Raw genomic sequence first — 18,669 nt, 5'->3', positions numbered from 1 at the left:
GGTCGCCGGTGACACATGCCCCGACCTTAGGAGCTCAACTTAAGTTGATGTCAAGCTTCGGGCCCTGCCGGCGGGACGGCTCCTTCTGAGCCGCGCGACCGAATGCCCCGCCACCTGGATCCGCCGCCCCCAGTAGGGGATGCCCCTCCCGCTGACCCGGGCACCCAGGGCCACCCAGGCGCAGACCCCTCTCTCAAGGACCCAGCCTGGAGCGAGCAGGGCGCTGGTGAACGGGTAGACGCGGCTGCCCCCACCCCGGCGCCTGCCGATCTCGGCGAGCACGACCGCCAGGACCGCGCACGCGAGGACCGCGCGGTGGCGCCTCCGCAGGAGCGCGGCCGTCACGGCGGGCAGGACCAGCAGGAAGAACGCCATGCGGGCAGGCTGCGCCAGGTCGTCGTACGCCTGCCAGACGCGCTGCGCGCGGAACCGGTCGAGGCCGGGCGGCACGCGCGGGACGAAGAGGTCGCGGGGACGGCACTCACGCCCGCCGTGCGCCCGCACCGTGCGGATGAGTTCGAGGTTCTCGAACAGCACGTCGCCGTCGTACCCGCCCATCGCCAGGAAGATCGACCGGCGCACGCCGAACGTCCCGGGGTAGTCGGCGCCGAAGGCCCGGTTGAGCAGGGTACGGGCGGTGTCCCAGCGGGCGTGCCAGGGCAGCGGGCGGTAGTAGTTCTGCGGGCGCACGAGGTCGGCCCCGGCCAGCAGGGCGTCCATGCGAGCGAGCGTCTCCTCGTCGTAGCGGACGTCGTCGTCGGCGATGACCACGTGCTCCGCCCGTGCCCGGCGCAGGCCCGTGGTGACGCCCGTGACCTTGCCGTTGACGAAGTCGAGGTCGCCGTCGGGCCGTACGTGGTCGGCGAAGTCCCCCCATGCGCGCGCGTGCCGCTCGAAGAGCTCCGGGGCCGAACCGTCGACGACCACGACCCGGACGTGCGCGCTCAGCCGGCGCAGGTAGGCGGTCATCTCCTCCAGGTTGCCGTCGCCCCGCCACCTGAGGGGCAGCACGTAGTCGAGGTCGATCATCCGGGTTCCGCCGCCAGGCCGCCGCCCCGGAGTGACGTGGCTCCGTTCTCCCAAGATTTCATGACATGTTCGGCGAAGAGCCGGTCGAGCGCCAGGCAGCACGCGGCCCCGTACAGGATGTCCCCGGCCATGGACGGATGCGCGGCGGCGAACGTCCCGCACATGTCGTACCCCGCGATCTGCTCGTGGACGGCGTCGGCCTGCACGTGCTCGTCGTAGAAGCGGGCGGCGGTCGCGTCTCCCCCGATCCGCCGCAGGCCGCGACCGTACTTGGCGTTGGGAAGCGAGGAGGTCATCTCCAGCGCCGCCAGGTGGCCGAGCAGGGCGCCCCGGAGCCGGCGGTGCAGCCCGAAGAGCGACATGACGTTGTTGACGGCCAGGGTGATCGCCGGAACCCGGTCGAGGTACGCGCCGTAGGAGTCGGACAGGCCGAGACCGCGCATCGTGGCGCGGTACAGCTCGGCGTGCATCCGCTCGGTGCGCCCGCCGCCGTACTCGTCGGCCTGGATCTCCACCAGCGCCGCCTTGGCGTGACCGCGCAGCCGGGGGATCCCCCAGGTGTGCGGGTCGGCCTCCTTGAGGTGGTAGATCGACCGGTGGACCACGAACTCGCGGAAGTGCGCCCGGCCCGCCTCGTGGTTGAGGTAGTCCGCGAGCGGGGGGCCGTCGTCGGCCGCCGCCGCCAGCCTCCCTAGCACCCTCGGCAGCTCCGCCGCCGGCACCGGCGGCGGGCGGCGGACCACCTCGGACAGTCCTCGCTCGAACCGCCGCTCCAGCGTCTCGCGCAGGCTCAGCAGCGAGGGGTGCCACTCCCACCGGTCGTCCACCTCGTCGAAGCCCTGGTAGTGCAGCTCGTAGCAGGCGAAGAGGGCGATCTGGAGATCCTCGTCCCGCGGGACCGGATCGGCGGAGGGCTCGACCGGCTCGCCGAGGTCGTGCGGCGGCCGTACGAGCCGCTCGAACAGGAAGGCGCTGACCGGGCCCCGAGGCTCCGGCAGCGCCGTGACGGTCTTCCCTGCCTCTTCCAGGTTCATGATGTCCACGGTTTCCAAGCGACTCTCACTCCGGGGTGCCGGCGTCGCGCAGCGCCCGCCGCTGCACGGCGAGCAGCCAGGTCATGGACGGCGCGATCAGCGCCACTCCGATGGCGGTCACGACAAGGGTGGCCGTCAGCACCGCCGGCTCGGCGGCGGCCTGGCGGTAGGTCAGCGACGGCGGGAGCATGACGGGATACTGCGCCAGCGCCCATCCCCACAGGATGGTGATGACGCCCAGCATCGCGGTGGCCCGGACCAGCGGGTAGACGCGCCGCCACAGCAGGATCAGGGAGCCGACGCCGAAGACGGCCCCGGCCACGACCAGGGGAAGCGCCCGGTGGGTGAGCCCGGTGAACAACTGCGGGGCGTCCAAGCGCAGCACGGCGATGCCGCCGAGCGCGACGGCCCCGATGAGCACGGCCGCGATCAGCGCCCGCGCCCGGAACCACTCCGCCAGCTCCGGACGTCCGGCCTCCACCGCGTCGTCGCAGAGGTAGGACCCTGCGAGGTAGACGCAGACCATGATGGCCAGCACGCCGCCCAGCAGCGAGGTGGGATTGAGCCAGCTGGTGAAGATGTTCCCCCTGGCCAGCCCCGGCGGCACCCGTCCCGAGGCGATCCCCCCCGCGACCGTCCCCAGGAAGAAGGGGGTGAGGATCGAGGAGATGGCGAAGGCCCCGCCGAACAGGCGCTGCTGCCAGAGCTCCCTGGCCGCCTTGCGGAAGGCGAAGGCGGTGCCCCTGGCGATGATCCCGAGCGCCGCCAGCGTCAGGGGGATGTACAGCGTCGACATCACTGAGGCGAACACCCCTGAGAAGGCCGTCCACAGCAGCACGATCACGAAGATCAGCCACACGTGGTTGGCCTCCCAGACCGGCCCGATCGTCTGCTCGATGAGCTTGCGCCGCGCCATGCCCGTACGGCTGCGCCCGGCGAGCAGGTCCCAGGCTCCGCCGCCGAAGTCCGCCCCGGCCAGCAGGGCGTACAGGGTGATCCCCACCCACATCACGACCAGCACGATCTGCGCGGTGTCCATCAGGACGTCTCCGGCTCGTGGATACGTTCCCGCTCCTGGGGGGCGACCGGTCTCTCGCTCCACCTGATGAGCCGCATGACGTAGAGGGTGACGACGGTGAGCACCGCGTAGACGAGCGTGACGACCACGAAGCCGACCCACAGGCCGGGAGCGGGGTTCACCGCGTCGGACGTGCGCAGATGGCCGTACACCGTCCACGGCTGGCGGCCCACCTCGGTGACGGTCCACCCCGCCTCGACCGCGATCACCGCGAACACCCCCGACAGGGCGGCCGCCCGCAGGAACCACCGCGAGCGGGGCAACTCCTTCCGCCGCCACCAGTTGTAGGCCAGCCAGGCGGACAGCAGGAGGAGAAGGAAGCCCATCCCCACCATCGTGTCGAACGCCAGATGGACGATCATGACGGGCGGGCGGACGGCCCTCGGCACCGCGTCGAGGCCCTGGATGACGGTGTCGGTGCTGTGCCCCACCAGGAGCGACAGGCCGTAGGGGATCTCGATGGAGTAGCGCAGCCGGTCGCCGATGACGATCCCGCCGATGCTCAGCGGGGCGCCCGCCTGCGTGCGGAAGAGCGCCTCGGCGGCGGCGAGCTTGGTGGGCTGCAGCTCGGCGATGCGCTTCCCCGCGAAGTCGCCCACGAGGATCTGGATCGGGGTGAACACCGCCGCCAGCGTGAAGGGCACCAGGAACCCCAGCAGGTGGTAGCGGTCGCGGTGGCCCCGGAGCATGCCCGCGGCGTAGACGCCCGCGACCAGGAATCCCGCCACCATGAAGGCCGCCACGATCATGTGGAGGGTCTCGTGCAGCACGGCCGGGTTGAACATCGCGCGCCAGGGGCTCACCTGTCTCACCACACCGTCCGTACGGGTGAACCCGCGGGGCGCGTTCATCCACGCGTTCGCGCACACCACCAGGAACGCCGAGGCGGTGCCGGCCACCAGCACCGGGATCCCGCTGAGCAGGTGCACCTTGGGCGGGACGCGGCCCCACGCGTACAGGTAGATGCCGAGGAAGATGGCCTCGATGAAGAAGGCGATGCCCTCGGTCGCGAACGGCAGCCCGATCACCTGGCCGTAGGTGCCCATCATCCCCGGCCACAGCAGGCCCATCTCGAAGCTGAGGATCGTGCCGGACACCGCGCCCGCGGCGAAAAGCACCCCGATGGCCTTGGCCCACTGGCGGGCGAGCCGGGTGTAGTCGGCGTCGCCGGTGCGTATGCCGCGCCATTGGATGATCAGCATCAGCGCGGGCATGCCGACGCCCAGGCAGGCGAGCACGATGTGCCAGCCGAGCGACAGCGCCATCTGCAGGCGCGCCGCGATGAGGTCCGCCGGGGTAGCCGGGCCGACCGCCGAGAGGGCCAACCGCCACGTCGCCATCCGTGTCCTCCCGCTGCGCCCGTGGCGCGCCGATCGGGGCACGCGTGAACTGTTTCTGCAGGTTAAGCGGTCGGTGTTCGGGAGAACGGCTTCTTGGGCGGCGCGTCGCGCGCGGTCCTCGGCCTTTGCCGGAAGCCGGTTGCGGATTTAACTCCGCCCGACTACTAGAGACCGTCGTCACAGGCTCGGCGTCCGCATCCAGCGGCCGAGGCCACGGCACAAACGCGTCGCCCCGCGAGTGGCACCTCGCGGGGCGACGCTATTGCGCGCTTGTCCAGATTTATCCCGATTTATCCGATAGATGGGGCAAGTGTCAGCCGCAGCGCCTGCCGCCGTTGATGCAGTCCACGGCCTGCTTCATCAGCGCTTCGGACATCACGTTGATGAAGTCACCGTGGTCGGTGACCGGCTTGTGGAGCTGCTCGGGGAAGCTGTCGAGCGCGAACCCCGGGCCGGGCGGCACGTTGTAGGTGATGCGCTGCTCCAGGGCCGGGATGGCCTGGAACCCGCTGGGACACGATCCGTCGGCCCCGGTGAAGGCGACGTGGGTGCGGTGGTTGGCGCTGTCGGTGTTCTTACCGTCCCAGCAGCTCTGGAACTGCAGGAGGCGCACCACCTGGCTGCCGCGCGGGCAGATCGGGTACTTGTCCTTGAGCTGGCGGTTCTCGAATCCCGTGCACGTCCACCGGGCGTTGGCGTTCGTCGGGCCGTTCGTGAACGACTTGGCGTCGCCGGTGATGATGCGCAGGAAGACCGGCATCCCGACCACCTTGCTGGTGGGGTTGCCGCTCAGCGTCAGCGTGACGCTCGCGGGGCGCACGATCTGGCCGACGTTGCCGTCGAGGCCGCCGCCGGGCTTGTCGGCGTCGTTCCCCTTGCCCCTCTGCAGGCGCAGGACCGGCCAGTAGTGGGTGGACTTGTCGCCGTTGGAGCAGGTGGTGCCTGCCGCCTGGAGGCTGTCGTTGGTCGAGAAGCCGCTGGTGTCCTTGTTGCCCACGTAGTCGTGGACGTGGTGGGCGCCGTTGGTGACTCCCGGCGCGACGATCACGTTGTCCGAGTTGTGATGACCGTCCTCGTTGCGCCCGCATCGGGAGACGAAGGTGCCCCTCGACGCGCCCTGCTGGTTGCGGGGCTTGTTGGCGTTGGGCTGGACGGTGCGGATGTCGACGAAGTCGTCGGGCGAGGGGCCGGTCGCGCCGCCGGTCGCCGTGGCGCTGGGCGAGGCCGAGGGAGAGGCCGAACCCGAGCCGGTCGGGCTCGCGGTGGGGTCGGCCGTGGGGTTCGCGGTGTCGCTGGGCGACGGCGAGGCGGAGGGGTCGCCGGTCGCGGTGGCCGTGGGGTTCGGAGACGGAGACTGCCCGCCCGCGCCGTTCTGCACCGTGCACGACGTCAGGTTCCGCAGGTCGGCCCGGATGCCGGCGCGCCGGAGGGCGGTCCCGATGCGGTTGATCGTGAACGAGCGCTGGAACCGCAGCGGGTTGAGCACCGCGTTGCGGATCAGGTTGTTGCTCGCGCGGGAGCCGATCCTGGCCAGCCGCTGGTTCGCCAGGGCGATCTGCCGGTCGATCGTCGCCAGGTTCCGGTTCACCTCGTTCTCGGCGGCGGCGGGGACGTCGGTCAGCCTCTCGGCGACCGACGGGCAGCTCACCGTACGAACGTTGCCCGCGCCGGTCCTCGCCAGGGCGCTGGGCGACTCCGAGGCGGCGGGGTCCCCGGAGGCGGCGGGATCGTCGGTCGCGCTGGGCGTCTCAGACGGGCCGGCCTCGCCAGAAGGGCTCGACGCCTCGGAAGGCGCGGCCGCGGGGGTCTCCCCGTTCTGTCCTTCTTCGGGCGCGCCGGTGCTCACAGTGCTCACAAGGCTGTAGCCGGCGCTGACGGTGAGGGCCGACAGCGACCCGTCCGCACTGATCGCCTGCCCAGCCGGAGCCAGGCTCGCCACGACGAGACCGACCCCCGCCCCACCCAGGGCAAGGACACTCAGGACGGGCCTGAACCGCCGTCTCTGCTGCATTCGGATCATTCGAACTCCTCCCGGAGTACGTGCTCATGGCGGCATTGGTTGGTGCCCCATCGTCACGAGGTACGCGGCACGGACCGAAAGGGTTCGACCATCCTGGAAAACTTTTGTTCACACCTGACCCATGCGTAACACGGTGAACCGAACCCGCGCGTCCTGCGTACCCGCTGACGGTGACTTCTGCAGGCACACTGGATCGGAGATCTGCCATGGGACGCCCAAGCCTCACGCGCGCGACCGCCCTTCTCGGGTCCGCCCTCGCCCTCGCGCTCGTCACGGGCTGCGGTGGCGGCGAGACCTCGGACAATCCCTCCCTCGCGGCGGGCGGCGCCCCCGCGGCCAACCCGGGGCCGCCGGCCACCCTCAAGCAGCTCGCCACCAAGACGGGATGCGCCAAACCCCAGGTCCAGACCGACGCGGAGGAGCTACGCCAGGGCGTGTGCAAGACCGGCAAGGGCCAGTACACCGTCACGACGTTCTCCACCGACAAGGGCAAGGCCGAGTGGCTGGAGGAGGCCAAGAAGTGGGGCGGTAACTACCTCGTCGGCACGCGATGGGTCATCGCGGGCAACGACCCGGGGGTGCTGCAGTCCTTCAGCGAGAAGGTCGGCGGCAACATCGAGACGACCGCGCCATGACGGGCCGGGCCAGGCGTACGGCCGCGCTGCTCGGCGCCGCCCTGGCCCTCGCGGCCATCGGCGGGTGCGGCACCGCGCGAGGCGCCACCGGCGGCCCCGCCACCGTCGAGGAGATCGCGGCAAGGACCGGCTGCGCGAAGCCTCAGATGCAGGTCGAGGCGGACGAGCTGCGGCAGGGCGTGTGCAGGACCTCGAAGGGCCAGTACTCCGTCACGACTTTCGCGACGGAGAAGGGCAAGCAGGAGTGGCTGGACGACGCGCTGAGCTACGGCGGCGCGTACCTCATCGGCACGCGCTGGATCGTCCTCGGCAACACCCGGGAGATGCTGGAGTCCTTCCGCGCGACGCTCGGCGGCAGCGTCAAGATGGGCGGGCACCTGATGCCGTCCGGCGAGCCGATGCCGCAGGGCCACACCATGCCGCCCGGAGAGCACACGATGCCCATGCCGTGACGCGCGAGGCCGCACCGCCGGCAACGGCACGGCCCCGCGTGGGACGGCGGAGTGCGCAGGAGTGTCAGGAGATGGACAGGGCTCCGGACGGGCACACCTGCACGGCGCGGCGGACGCCCGCCTCCTTCGCGGCGGACGGCTCCTCGTCCATCACGAGCACGGTGCCGTCCTCCTCGCTCTGGTCGAACACCTCCGGAGCCGTGAGCACGCACATCCCGGCTCCGATGCAGACATCGGTATCCGCTTTGATCCGCATCAGTTGGGAAACCTCCTACCAGGCGACCGGCAACCGGTGAACGCCGTAGATTGCCATGTCGGAACGCATCGAGACCTCCTCGCTCGGTATGGCGAGGCGCAGGTCCGGGAAGCGCCGCAGCAGGGCCGGGTATCCGATGCGCATCTCGATGCGGGCGAGCTGCTGACCGAGACACTGATGGATGCCGTGACCGAACGAGACGTGGCCCGTGGCCTGACGTGTGATGTCCAGCCTATCGGGGGCGTCGAAGCGCTCGGGATCACGGTTGGCCGCGCCGAGCGAGAGCGTCACCGACTCACCGGCCTTGATCGTGTGGCCCTCCAGCTCGGTGTCCTGAAGGGCCGTGCGCACCGGGCCGATGTGGACGATCGTCAGGAACCTCAGCAGCTCCTCGACGGCGCTCTCGGCCAGGGACGGGTCCGCGCGCAGGGCGGCGAGCTGATCAGGGTTGTTCAGCAGCGTGTACGTGCCGAGGGCCAGCATGTTCGCCGTGGTCTCGTGGCCCGCGACGAGCAGGAGCACCGCCACGCCGGTGATCTCCTCGTCGTTGAGCTCCCCCGTGGCGACCAGCCCGCTGATCAGGGCGTCGTCCGGCTCGCCCCGCTTGCTGACCACGAGGTCGTGGAGGTACTCCACCAGGCCGTCCACCGCTTCTTGCACCTGTTCCGGCGTCGAGGCGAGGTTCAGCAGCTTGGCCGAGTCGCGCTGGAACCGGTGGTGGTCGGCGTACGGCACGCCCAGCAGCTCGCAGATCACCAGGGACGGGATGGGCAGCGCGAACTGCTCCACCAGGTCGGCGGGCGAGCCTGCCATCTCCATGGCGTCCAGCCGGTCGGAGGTGATCTTCTCGATCCTCGGCTCCAGCTGCTTCATGCGGCGTACGGTGAACTGGCCGGTGAGCAGTTTGCGGAAGCGTGTGTGCTCGGGCGGGTCCTCGCGCAGGAAGAACCCGGGGCGCTTCCTGAACCCCGCCTGCCTCAGCCGGTTGCCGATCGGCGGGTGCAGGAGCTCGATGCGGGTGCTGAAGCGCGGATCGGCGAGCACCGCGCGCACGGTGTCGTACCGGGTCACCAGCCAGCCCACGTGGCCGTCGGCGTAGAGCATCGGCCTGATCGGGCCTTCCTCACGCCATCTCCGCAGGTCGTCCGGGGGGTCTACCGGGTTCGCCCGTGACGTCGGAAGAGTGACCGGTTCGGGCATTGCCTTGGTCATGACGCGCTCCTTGGAATTGACAGCGGTCGAAACTTGACGCCCTTTCCTGTAGTCACAGAAAACAGTACCCTCTTTGAAATTGCAATGGGTGAAAGAAAACATCGGATGCAGTAAAGTCGCCCCATGGGCCATGGTCCCGGTCTGAGGGAACGCAAGAAGCTGCGCACACGCCGAGCGCTGATCGAGTCCGCCATGCGGCTCTTCGAGGAGAAGGGGTTCGAGGAGACGACCGTGGCCGAGATCGCGGCGGCCGTCGACGTCTCGACGCGCACGTTCTTCAGCTACTTCGCGAGCAAGGAAGACGTCGTGTTCTTCGACACGCGCACGCGGGTCGGGCGCGCCCGCGCGGTCATCGCCGGCCGGCGGCCCTCGGAGCCGGTGGTCGAGCTCCTGCTCCGGGTCGCTGAGGCCACGCTCGGCTTCGGCGGTGCGGAGTCCAGGGATCCCGAAGACGGCCAGGTCGCCGAGGACACCGAGACGGCCCTGGAGATGACCCCCGCGCGCATGCACCTCATCATGGCGGTCCCGGCGCTCCAGGCGCGAGCGCTGCACCTGCTGTTCGACGTCCAGCGGGAGCTGGCCGAGGCGCTGCGGCGTGCCTACCCCGATGAGCTCGACCCCATCGAGGCCGCCGTCGCCGTCGGGGCGTTCGTGGGAGCGGCCAAGATGGCGGCCATCGCCAGCATGGACCGGGGCGACCTGCCTGCCATGAGGTGGGCGGCGGTGCGCAGGGGCGTCGACATCGCGATGAACGGGCTGGGCTCGCTCGGCACGTCCAAGGAGGCGGCGACCGGCACGTCCGAGAAGGCGGCGACCGCCGGCCGCCCCTAGGCACTCGCGAGACGCCGCGTACAGCAGGCAGGTTCGCTACAAAAGCGTAACCGATGGGGTGATACGGCGCGCGTTTTGGGCCGAAAGGGTTTGATCGGGGTGATCGGCTCGCCACCAGCCTGTTTTACGACAAAATCATTCTCCGAGGGGTGTCAGCTTGGTGAGCCCTCGACCGTGAACATCGCGCCCCCTCGGGAGTCCCGCGTCAAGTCCCTAGCGGAATTGGATTGCGGCGCGGCTGTTCGTGGTGTTCCGTCTCGCTGTGGGGTACAGACATGAACAGTCGTGAGACTCTGCCGTCCGGCGAGGGCTCCGAGACGGCCCTCACCGGCGGGGTCCCGCTCGTCGGCCGCCTCGACGCGCTCCGCTCCTTCACCCAGACGGTCGAGGCGACGCTCACCGGCGGTTTCCAGTTCCTGGCCGTGGTCGGGGAGCCGGGCGCCGGGAAGACGCGCCTGCTGGCCGAGCTCGCCTCGCTCGCCAGAAGCCGGGGGCTCACCACGCTGTGGGGCAGGGCGGCCGAGTTCGAGCAGATCATGCCGTTCAGCGCGCTCATCGACGCCCTGGACGACCACCTGGAGGCCCACCGCGACGAGCTGTCAGAACAGCTCGGGGCGGGCCAGGCCCGGCAGCTCGCCAGCGTGTTCCCGGCGCTCGCCGCCAAGATGCCGGAGCCGCCCGACGGTGCCGAGGACGCCGACCAGAGCGGCATGGTGCGCTACCGGCTCTACCGCGCGCTGCGGCAGCTCATCGACGAGATGGCCGGCCCGGCAGGGCTCGCCCTCATCCTGGACGACGTGCACTGGGCCGACGACAGCTCGGCGGAGTTCCTCGACCACCTGGTCCGCCACCCGCCGCGCGGCAAGGTGCTGGTCAGCGTCGCCTACCGTCCCGCCCAGGTCACCCCGCGCCTCGCGTCCCTCGTCAGCGCCGGCGGCCACGGCAGGCAGGTCACGGTCGGCCCCCTCAACCAGTCCGAGGTGGAGGAGTTCCTCGGTCCGAGCGTCAGCCGCACGCGCGGCCGTGCGCTGTACGAGGCCAGCGGCGGCAACCCGTTCTACCTGGAGGCGCTCGCCCGCATGAGCCGGCTCGACGTCAGCGAGCTGCCTCCGACCGTGCGCGCCGCGCTCCAGGTCGAGCTCGGCGACCTGTCCCCCGGCTCGCTGCTGGTCGCCCAGGCGGCCGCGGTGACGGCCGACGAGTTCGAGCCCGCCATGGCCGCCGTCACCGCGCAGGTCTCCGAGGCCACCGCGCTGGAGGCGCTCAACGAGCTGGTCGCCCGCGACATCGTCCGCCCCGCGGCGGCGGGCCGGTTCCGGTTCCGCCACCCCCTGGTCCGGCGGGCCGCCTACGAGTCCTCCGCGGCGGGCTGGCAGCTGGCCGCCCACGCCCGGCTCGCCACCCACCTGGCCTCCCTCGGCGCGCCGGCCACCGTCCAGGCCCACCACTTCGAGCGGTCGGGTTCCTTCGGCGACCAGCGTGCGGTCGCCACCCTGGTGGAGGCGGCCCGCGCGGTCGCCGCCCAGGCGCCGGTCACCTGCGCCCACTGGCTGCGCAAGGCACTGGACCTGATGCCCGAGGAGCCGGGCACGCTGGAGGAGCGCCTGGAGCTGCTCATGGAGCTCAGCCGGACCCAGGGCGTCAGCGGCCGGCTCACCGAGGGCCGCGACACCGCCCGTGAGCTGCTGCGCCTGCTCCCCGAGGACGACCACGCCCGCCGGGCCAGGGCCGCGCGCATGTGCGCCCTGATGGAACGCCAGCTCGACCGGCCGCACGAGGCGCGCGCCCTGCTGCTGGACGAGCTGCGCCGGATGCCCGACCCCCGCGCCGCCGTGGCCATTCCCCTGCGGATGCGGCTGGTCGCCGAGAGCATGATGCGGGTCGACTTCCGCGCCGCGCAGGCGGTGCTCGACCTGATGCCGGACTCCGGCGACGACTGGGAGCCCGACCTCGCCATGGCGGTGGCGGCCCTGCGGCCGATGCCCGCGTACGCCGCCGGGCGGATGGAGGAGGCGCTGCGCAGCGCGGACGCCGCCGACCGGCTCATCACCATGGCCCTGGACGAGCACCTGGCCGAGTGGCTGGACGCGGTGGCCTGGCTGTGCTGGGCCGAGACCAACATGGGCCGCTACTCGGTGGCGCTGCGGCACTTCGAGCGCGCCGCCGCCGTCGCCCGCTCCACCGGGCAGACCTACATTCTGACCAACCTGCTCGCCGGCAAGGCCCGCACCCTCATCGCGCTCGGCCGGCTCCCCGAGGCGCTGGCCACCGTCGAGGAGTCGGTCGAGGGGGCCCGGCTGCTGGAGTCGGGACAGCAGCTGGTGTTCGCCCTCACCCAGCTCTGCCAGGGCTCCGTCTGGACCGGCGACCACGACGCCGGGCTGCGCGCCGGCGAGGAGGCCATCCGGGCGGGCGTCGGCGGCGGCGAGGCGTGGGGCGACATGGCGCGGCACGCCCTGGGAGTGGCGCTGGTCGCCGGCGGGCGGCTGGAGGAGGGCATCGAGGCCATCCTGGAGGCCTGCACCGGGTTCGACCAACCTCGCCTCGACCGGGGCACGCTGCTGGCCAGCTGCGAGCTGCTCGCCCACGCCGAGGCCGCGCGGGGCCGGAGCGAGGACGCCGCCGGGTGGGCCGAGCGGGCCGCCTCGCTGGCCCATCCCCACCTGCCGGTCTTCTCGGGCCTGATCCCGCTCGCCCGCGCCCACGCCCTGCGCGCCGCCGACCCCGCCGCCGCCGCGCTCCTCGCCGGGGAGGCCTCGGTCCTGCTGGCCGCCGGGGAGCGGCGCCTCGACGCCGGGCGGGCGCTGCTGGTGGCGGGCCTGGCCCACGGCGAGGCCGGCGAGCGCCGCCCGGCCCGCGAGCGGCTGCGCGAGGCGACCGGGGTCTTCCACGCCTGCGGCGCGCGTGGGCTGGAGGCCCAGGCGGTACGCGAGCTCCGCCGCCTCGGCGTGCGGGTCTCCTCTTCGGGATCCGCCGGGCAGGCCGGGCAGGGCGCGGCGCCGTACGGGCTGTCGCCCCGGGAGCTGGAGATCGCCACGCTGGTCGCCGAGGGGCTGACCAACCAGCTCATCGCCGAGCAGCTGTTCCTCAGCGTCCGCACCGTGGAGACCCATCTGTCCCACGTCTTCGCCAAGCTCGGCGTCGGCTCGCGGGTCGGAGTCGCCACCAAGCTGAACCGAAACCCCTGAATCGGAGTCTCATATACGGAATCCCCTGCTCCAGGTACGGGGTTCCCCGGATTTATGTACGGGGTTTCCACGATGCCGTACGTGCCGGGCGCTTGGCATTGTTGGAGCGGGTCACGAGGAGGACGGTCGGATGGAGCACGGCATACCGCGGTACACGCTTGAGGGCGTGTCGGGCGCCGAGGTGTCGGTGCATCCTTTCCCGACCGAGGACGAGCTCGGCCTGACACTTACGAGGTTCCTCGCGCAGGAGTCCGACGACGTCGTGCTGCTGGTCCACGGGCTGACGTCGTCCAGCGACATGTTCATCATGCCGGAGCACCGCAACCTGGTGAGCTACCTGCTGGACAGCGGCTTCGGGGACGTCTGGACGCTCGACTTCCGGATGAGCAACCGGTTCCCCTACAACATGGAGACCCGGCGGCAGACCCTGGACGACATCGCCGCCTACGACCACCCGGCAGCCATGAAGGAGCTCCGCCGTCACGTTGGGGCACGGCGGATCCACGTCATAGCGCACTGCCTGGGGTCGGTGTCGTTCCAGATGAGCCTGTTCGGAGGAGCGGTCGAGGGCGTCACCAGCATGGTCGCCAACAGTGTGGGGCTGACCCCGCGGGTGCCCGCGCGGGCCCGCGTCAAGCTGGCCCTTGGACCGCTCCTCCTTGAGTACGCGCTCGGCCTGTCCTACCTCGACCCGAGGTTCCACGACGCTCCCCCGCTGACCCGGCGCTGGCTGCTCGCCCGGGCGGTCTCGTTCTTCCACCCGGAATGCAAGGAGCCCGCCTGCCACATGCAGAGCTTCATGTGGGGCAGCGGCCACCCCGCGATGTACCGCCATCACAACCTCTCGCCGCGTACCCACGTCCACGAGCGCCTCGCCGACCTGAACGGCGCGTCCGACGTCAACTACTACCGGCACATCAACAAGATGGTGCGGGCCGGTCACGCGGTGAAGTGCGACCCCGGCAACCCGGCTCACGCCGGCCTGCCGGACGACTACCTGGATCGCGCCGACGACGTCGAGACGCCCGTGCTGTTCCTCACCGGCGACCACAACGACGTCTTCACCGACTCGAACATCTTCTGCCACCGGCTCCTGTCTGAACGCGCCCCCGGCCGCCACGAGCTCCAGGTTCTGGCCGGGTACGGGCACATCGACCCGCTCATCGGCAAGAACGCCCACGTGGACGTGTTCCCGCGCATCCTCGATTTCCTCAAGCGCAACGCGGGCTGAGCATGAGCACGGCGAGAAGGGCGCGTAGGGGCGCCCGCGAGAGAGAGCACGTCGACGTGCTGGTCGTGGGCTCGGGCTTCGGCGGCTCGGTCGCGGCCTACCGTCTGGCCTCGGCGGGGCTGTCCGTGGTGGTCATGGAGCGGGGCCGTGCCTACGCGCCCGGCATGTTCCCGCGCAGCCCCGCCGAGATGGGCAAGGCCTTCTGGGATCCCAAAGAGGGCCACTACGGCATGTACGACGTGTGGAGCTTCGGCGGCTGCGACTCGGTGGTCTCCAGCGGCCTCGGCGGGGGCTCGCTGATCTACGCGAACGTGATGATGCGCAAGGACGAGCGCTGGTTCGTGCACGAGGAGCCGCTGGCGGCCGGCGGGTACGAGTCGTGGCCGGTGGCGCGGGACGATCTCGACCCCCACTACGACGCCGTCGAGGAGATGATCGGCGCCACGCCGTATCCCCTCGACCACCCGGTCTACTCCGACACGCCGAAGACCAGGGCCATGCAGGACGCCGCCGCCGAGCTGGGGCTCGACTGGCGGCTGCCGCCGCTGGCCATCAGCTTCTCCCCCATCCGGGGCGCCGAGCCGGGCATCGGGCTCCCCATCGCCGAGCCCGGGTACGGCAACCTGCACGGCGTGCCGCGCCGCACCTGCCGGCTGTGCGGCGAGTGCGACATCGGCTGCAACGACGGGGCGAAGAACAGCCTCGACCACACCTATCTCTCCGCGGCCCGCCACCACGGCGCCGACCTGCGCACGCTCCACGAGGTGCGGGCGATCCGGCCGCGCGTGGGCGGCGGCTACGAGGTGAGCTACCGCCAGTACCACCCCGACAGGGGGCCGCGCGTCATCAGCTGCGACCGGCTGGTGCTCGCCGCGGGCACGTACGGCACGACGTTCCTCCTGCTGCGGAGCCGTGCGCAGTTGGCCGGGCTCAGCGGCACGCTCGGCAGCCGGTTCTCCGGGAACGGCGACCTGCTCACGTTCCTGCTGCGGGCCAAGGACCGCAGCCGCACCCGCACGATCAACGCCAGCCGGGGCCCGGTCATCACCAGCGCGATCCGCCTGGCCGACGATGCCGACGGCACGCGCGACAGCGGCCGGGGCGCCTACATCGAGGACGGCGGCTACCCGGCGTTCATCGACTGGCTGGTCGAGGGTGCCGACGTGGGGCACGAGATCCGGCGCGCCGCCCGCTTCATCGCCGACCGCCTGCGCGCCTTCGTCACGCACGACACCAACCTGTCCGCGGAGATCGCCGACCTGGTCGGCGACGGCGAGCTCTCCGGCAGCTCGCTTCCGCTGCTCGGCATGGGCAGGGACGTGCCGGACGGGGAGCTGCGGCTGCGCGACGGCAAGCTCGACGTCAGGTGGAGCTCGCAGGCGAGCGAGGAGTACTTCGAACGCCTGCGTGCGACCATGCGGCGCATCTCCGACGTGCTCGGAGCCGAGCAGTCGGGCCTGCCCGCGTGGCTCGGGAAGCGCATCATCACGGTTCACCCGCTCGGCGGTGTGCCGATGGGACGTCACCCCGGCGAGGGCGTCTGCGACGCCTACGGCGAGGTCTTCGACCATCCCGGGCTGTACATCGCCGACGGCGCCGCCCTGCCGGGGCCTGTGGGCGCCAACCCGTCGCTGACCATAGCGGCGCTCGCCGACCGCATGTGCACCCGGCTACTCGAAAAGCACCCTGTGGGGACACAGCACAGGAAAGAAGGACAGGCTCCGATGACCGTGGGAACCGGATGGGTGGGCACCGCCCCGTCCGAGGAGGCGCTGAGCCTCGTGGCGGGCGAGCCCGTCGAGCGTACTTCGCTGTCGTTCACTGAGGAGATGGGCGGATTCGTCGCCCTCGGGGTGACCGACCCTCGTTCGGGGGAGATGGCCGGGCGATCGGACGGTGACCGGTTCTCGTTCCGGCTCACCATCAACGTCGACGATGTGGACCGCTTCCTTTCCGAGCCCGAGCACCTCGCCCGGGCCGAGGGCTGGATCGACGCCGCCTTCTGCGGGGGCCGGCGTCCGGTCGAACGGGGCTGGTTCAACCTCTTCGCGCCGGGCGACACGCCTGACCGGCGCGAGATGCGCTACCGGCTGTGGTTCACCGACGGCGACGACCAGCCGCGCACCCTGGCCGGAAAGAAGGACGTACACCACGGGCCCGCCACACGGCTGTGGCTCGACACCTCGACCCTGTACACGCGGTTGCTGCGGGGTCACGTGCCGGAGGGCGAGGACGAAGGGGCGGTGGTGGCCGGCGCGGGGACGCTGCACATCCAGCCCATGGACCTCGCCGCGACCCTGAAGAGCTTCGACACCGAGGGCCCGCACGGCATCGCCGCGCTGGCCCGGTTCGGGAGGTTCTTCGTCGGTCAGCTCTGGGACGTCTACGGACCGGGGTGAGGCGGAAACCCCGAGGCGGCCGATCGGTGAGAGGGAGGTGGATCCCCCGCCGATCGGCCGCCGGCCCTGGGGGGTGGCGGCGCCGGTCGCGGTCGACGCGGTACCTAGGTGAAACAGATGGCTCTTGACGCCTTCGTCCCCTATTTGGAGGGGTTAGGGGAGGGAGGCGGGGGCGTGGGCAGCGCCGCGAAGTCGACCTTGCCCGTGCTTTCGAGGAGGGTCATGTGCTTCATGACCACGTCGACCGCGACCTGCGCGAAGGCGCGGATCTCGGAGTTCTTGGTGCCCGCGCGGACCAGTCCCACCGCCGCGAACACCTTGCCGTGCGCCGCACGCAGACGGTCGGCGAAGGTCTTGTCGTAGTCCTGGCCGGTCTTGGTGGACAGCTCGGCCATCCACCCCTGCTGGTCGGCGTTGGGCGTGCTGGGCAGCTCGACGTTCAGCTTGGCCGCGAGGGCCCGCACCTGCTCGTCGAGCTTGGTGTGGTCGGCCACCAGCATCTGACCGACCTCCTTGACCCGCGCGCTCCCGGCCCGCTGCTGAGCCTGCTGCCCGGTCGGAATCTCCCAGAGCCCCGCCTGCCGGACTCTGACCAGGAAGTCGCGGTCCGCCGGCCCGAGCGGGCCCGACTCTGTGTCGGTCCAGTCGGAGGGGGAGTCGCCGCTCGCGGAGGTGATGCCGTTCGGCGCGATCATGAAAACCGCCGCCGTGGCGATGACCAGGAAGGTCATCGCCGCGAGAACCTCGAGGAGCCGCATGGACCTGAGTTGAAGTCGGTTCACCGAATGCTCTCTCCCTTTCGTGTCCCGTGATCCCTCGGGCGCGCTTGTCAGGAGGAGGTACGGGGGGAAATCGCCGACGGTTCAACCAATGTGGTGAGATTTTCGAATCTTACGGAAGTTGCCGAATTTGCTCACGTGACGCCTGATGCACTGCCACCATGTGCCTGTGCAGCGTCATCGCAGCGTCCGGTCCCTACCGGAGGAAGTCCACGACGACTCGGAAGAGCAGCTGGTCACAACGCTCTACCGCGAGTTCGGCGGTCCCCTCCTCCGCAACGTGCGCAGATTGACTGGAGGCGACCAGCAATGGGCAGAGGATGTCGTACAGGAGACGGTCTTCCGCGCGTGGCGGAACGCGGGCAAGCTCAACAGGGAGCCAGGGCTCCTGTGGGCATGGCTGATGACCGTCGCCCGCAGGATCGTCATCGACGCCCACCGTCAGCGTTCGGTGCGTCCGCAAGAGGTCGAGCCTGACAGGCTTGACAGCGTCGCCATACCCGACGGGTCTGAGCCGATGCTGTCGGCGATGGTGGTATCGGAGGCCCTGTACAGCCTCTCGGAGGAACACCGGGAAGCGCTCGTGCAGACCTACCTCCACGACCGTACGATCAATGAAGCGGCAGAGGTGCTGGGAGTTCCGCCAGGGACGGTCAAGTCCCGGGTGTACTACGCGCTTCGAGCCCTCCAGAAGACGATGAAGGAGAAGGAGAGGGGGTGACCGGTCTCATGGATTCACCCCCTCACGTCGAGGTGGCCGCCTACATCCTCGGAGCCCTCAACAAGGAGGACTCCGAGGCCTTCGATCTCCACCTGCTCGACTGCGCGAGCTGCCAGGACGAGCTACGAGACATGTACGAGCTGCCCGACGCGCTGGACGTGATAAAGCGCGGCATGAAGGGCACGGTCAACGGCGCGGCCCGCGGCACGGTGAACGGTGCGGTGAACGGCGCGCGGTACGGGACCAACGGGGCCGTGAACGGCTCCACTCCCACCGGCGTGGTGAGGGACCTGTGGTCGCCTAATCCGCCTCAGAGGCCTCCCGTCCGGAGCCATCGCCGGGCCTCCCGCGCCGACAGGCCGCACGACGAGCTCGCCGCGGCACGGGGCCGGCGCCGCAAGGCCATGTGGCTCGGCGTCGCCGCCGCCCTGGTGATCGGGGTCACCGGCACGGCCACGGCCCAG

The 18,669-nt window shown here is 70.8% G+C and carries 16 protein-coding genes; 8 read left to right on the top strand and 8 right to left on the bottom strand.

The genetic code is table 11. From position 1 onward, the window contains the following. Positions 1-39: 39 nt before the first annotated feature. From AB0O34_RS19465 to AB0O34_RS19445, 5 genes are all read right to left on the bottom strand, one after another. Positions 40-1,029, bottom strand: coding sequence for a glycosyltransferase (locus AB0O34_RS19465; protein WP_363917084.1), 990 nt, complete (start codon positions 1,027-1,029; stop codon positions 40-42). Continuing rightward, complete coding sequence (locus tag AB0O34_RS19460; RefSeq protein ID WP_363917132.1) at positions 1,026-2,072, bottom strand: iron-containing redox enzyme family protein; 1,047 nt, start codon at positions 2,070-2,072, stop codon at positions 1,026-1,028. The genes AB0O34_RS19465 and AB0O34_RS19460 overlap by 4 nt, the downstream gene beginning before the upstream one ends. Positions 2,073-2,088: 16 nt before the next feature. After that, positions 2,089-3,102, bottom strand: coding sequence for a cytochrome d ubiquinol oxidase subunit II (locus AB0O34_RS19455; RefSeq protein ID WP_363917082.1), 1,014 nt, complete (start codon positions 3,100-3,102; stop codon positions 2,089-2,091). Beyond that, entirely contained in the window at positions 3,102-4,481 is a 1,380-nt protein-coding gene (locus AB0O34_RS19450) for a cytochrome ubiquinol oxidase subunit I (protein ID WP_363917080.1), read from the bottom strand. Before AB0O34_RS19450 ends, AB0O34_RS19455 begins: the two co-directional genes overlap by 1 nt. A 313-nt stretch (positions 4,482-4,794) precedes the next feature. Beyond that, positions 4,795-6,501: a DUF1996 domain-containing protein gene (locus tag AB0O34_RS19445; protein ID WP_363917078.1), complete on the bottom strand. Its 1,707-nt coding sequence runs from the start codon at positions 6,499-6,501 to the stop codon at positions 4,795-4,797. A gap of 206 nt (positions 6,502-6,707) precedes the next feature. Here AB0O34_RS19445 and AB0O34_RS19440 point away from each other — a divergent pair, with 206 nt between their 5' ends. Both AB0O34_RS19440 and AB0O34_RS19435 read left to right on the top strand, forming a co-directional pair. Beyond that, a complete protein-coding gene (locus AB0O34_RS19440; protein ID WP_363917076.1) occupies positions 6,708-7,136 on the top strand; it encodes a hypothetical protein in 429 nt (142 codons plus the stop codon). Beyond that, a complete protein-coding gene (locus tag AB0O34_RS19435; RefSeq protein ID WP_363917074.1) occupies positions 7,133-7,588 on the top strand; it encodes a hypothetical protein in 456 nt (151 codons plus the stop codon). Before AB0O34_RS19440 ends, AB0O34_RS19435 begins: the two co-directional genes overlap by 4 nt. Before the next feature lie 64 nt (positions 7,589-7,652). Here AB0O34_RS19435 and AB0O34_RS19430 read toward each other — a convergent pair whose 3' ends face one another. Beyond that, on the bottom strand, positions 7,653-7,844 hold the full coding sequence (locus AB0O34_RS19430; RefSeq protein WP_363917072.1) for a (4Fe-4S)-binding protein: 192 nt from the start codon (positions 7,842-7,844) through the stop codon (positions 7,653-7,655). A gap of 15 nt (positions 7,845-7,859) precedes the next feature. Then, positions 7,860-9,056, bottom strand: a complete 1,197-nt coding sequence (locus AB0O34_RS19425) for a cytochrome P450 (protein WP_363917070.1) — start codon at positions 9,054-9,056, stop codon at positions 7,860-7,862. Positions 9,057-9,179: 123 nt separating this feature from the next. Between AB0O34_RS19425 and AB0O34_RS19420 the strand changes: the two genes are divergently transcribed. From AB0O34_RS19420 to AB0O34_RS19405, 4 genes are all read left to right on the top strand, one after another. Continuing rightward, positions 9,180-9,887 carry a helix-turn-helix domain-containing protein gene (locus AB0O34_RS19420; RefSeq protein ID WP_363917068.1) on the top strand — a complete coding sequence of 236 codons (708 nt, stop codon included), beginning with the start codon at positions 9,180-9,182 and terminating at the stop codon, positions 9,885-9,887. Positions 9,888-10,162: 275 nt separating this feature from the next. Beyond that, positions 10,163-13,075, top strand: a complete 2,913-nt coding sequence (locus tag AB0O34_RS19415; RefSeq protein WP_363917066.1) for an AAA family ATPase — start codon at positions 10,163-10,165, stop codon at positions 13,073-13,075. Positions 13,076-13,205: 130 nt separating this feature from the next. Continuing rightward, positions 13,206-14,306 carry an alpha/beta hydrolase gene (locus tag AB0O34_RS19410; protein ID WP_363917064.1) on the top strand — a complete coding sequence of 367 codons (1,101 nt, stop codon included), beginning with the start codon at positions 13,206-13,208 and terminating at the stop codon, positions 14,304-14,306. 2 nt (positions 14,307-14,308) lie between these two features. After that, positions 14,309-16,705 carry a GMC family oxidoreductase gene (locus AB0O34_RS19405; protein ID WP_363917062.1) on the top strand — a complete coding sequence of 799 codons (2,397 nt, stop codon included), beginning with the start codon at positions 14,309-14,311 and terminating at the stop codon, positions 16,703-16,705. A gap of 140 nt (positions 16,706-16,845) precedes the next feature. Here AB0O34_RS19405 and AB0O34_RS19400 read toward each other — a convergent pair whose 3' ends face one another. Further along, positions 16,846-17,487 (bottom strand): DUF4142 domain-containing protein, encoded by a 642-nt coding sequence (locus AB0O34_RS19400; RefSeq protein ID WP_363917060.1) that lies wholly within the window; start codon positions 17,485-17,487, stop codon positions 16,846-16,848. A 166-nt stretch (positions 17,488-17,653) separates the two neighbouring features. Between AB0O34_RS19400 and AB0O34_RS19395 the strand changes: the two genes are divergently transcribed. Further along, positions 17,654-18,205 (top strand): sigma-70 family RNA polymerase sigma factor, encoded by a 552-nt coding sequence (locus AB0O34_RS19395; RefSeq protein WP_363917058.1) that lies wholly within the window; start codon positions 17,654-17,656, stop codon positions 18,203-18,205. After that, positions 18,202-18,669, top strand: a 468-nt coding sequence (locus AB0O34_RS19390; RefSeq protein ID WP_363917056.1) for a zf-HC2 domain-containing protein, incomplete at its 3' end; no start/stop codon positions are given. The genes AB0O34_RS19395 and AB0O34_RS19390, both read left to right, overlap by 4 nt.

Source organism: Sphaerisporangium sp. NPDC088356 (genome assembly GCF_040685555.1).
GTDB lineage: Bacteria > Actinomycetota > Actinomycetes > Streptosporangiales > Streptosporangiaceae > Sphaerisporangium.
This window is presented reverse-complemented; position numbering and strand designations above follow the sequence as displayed.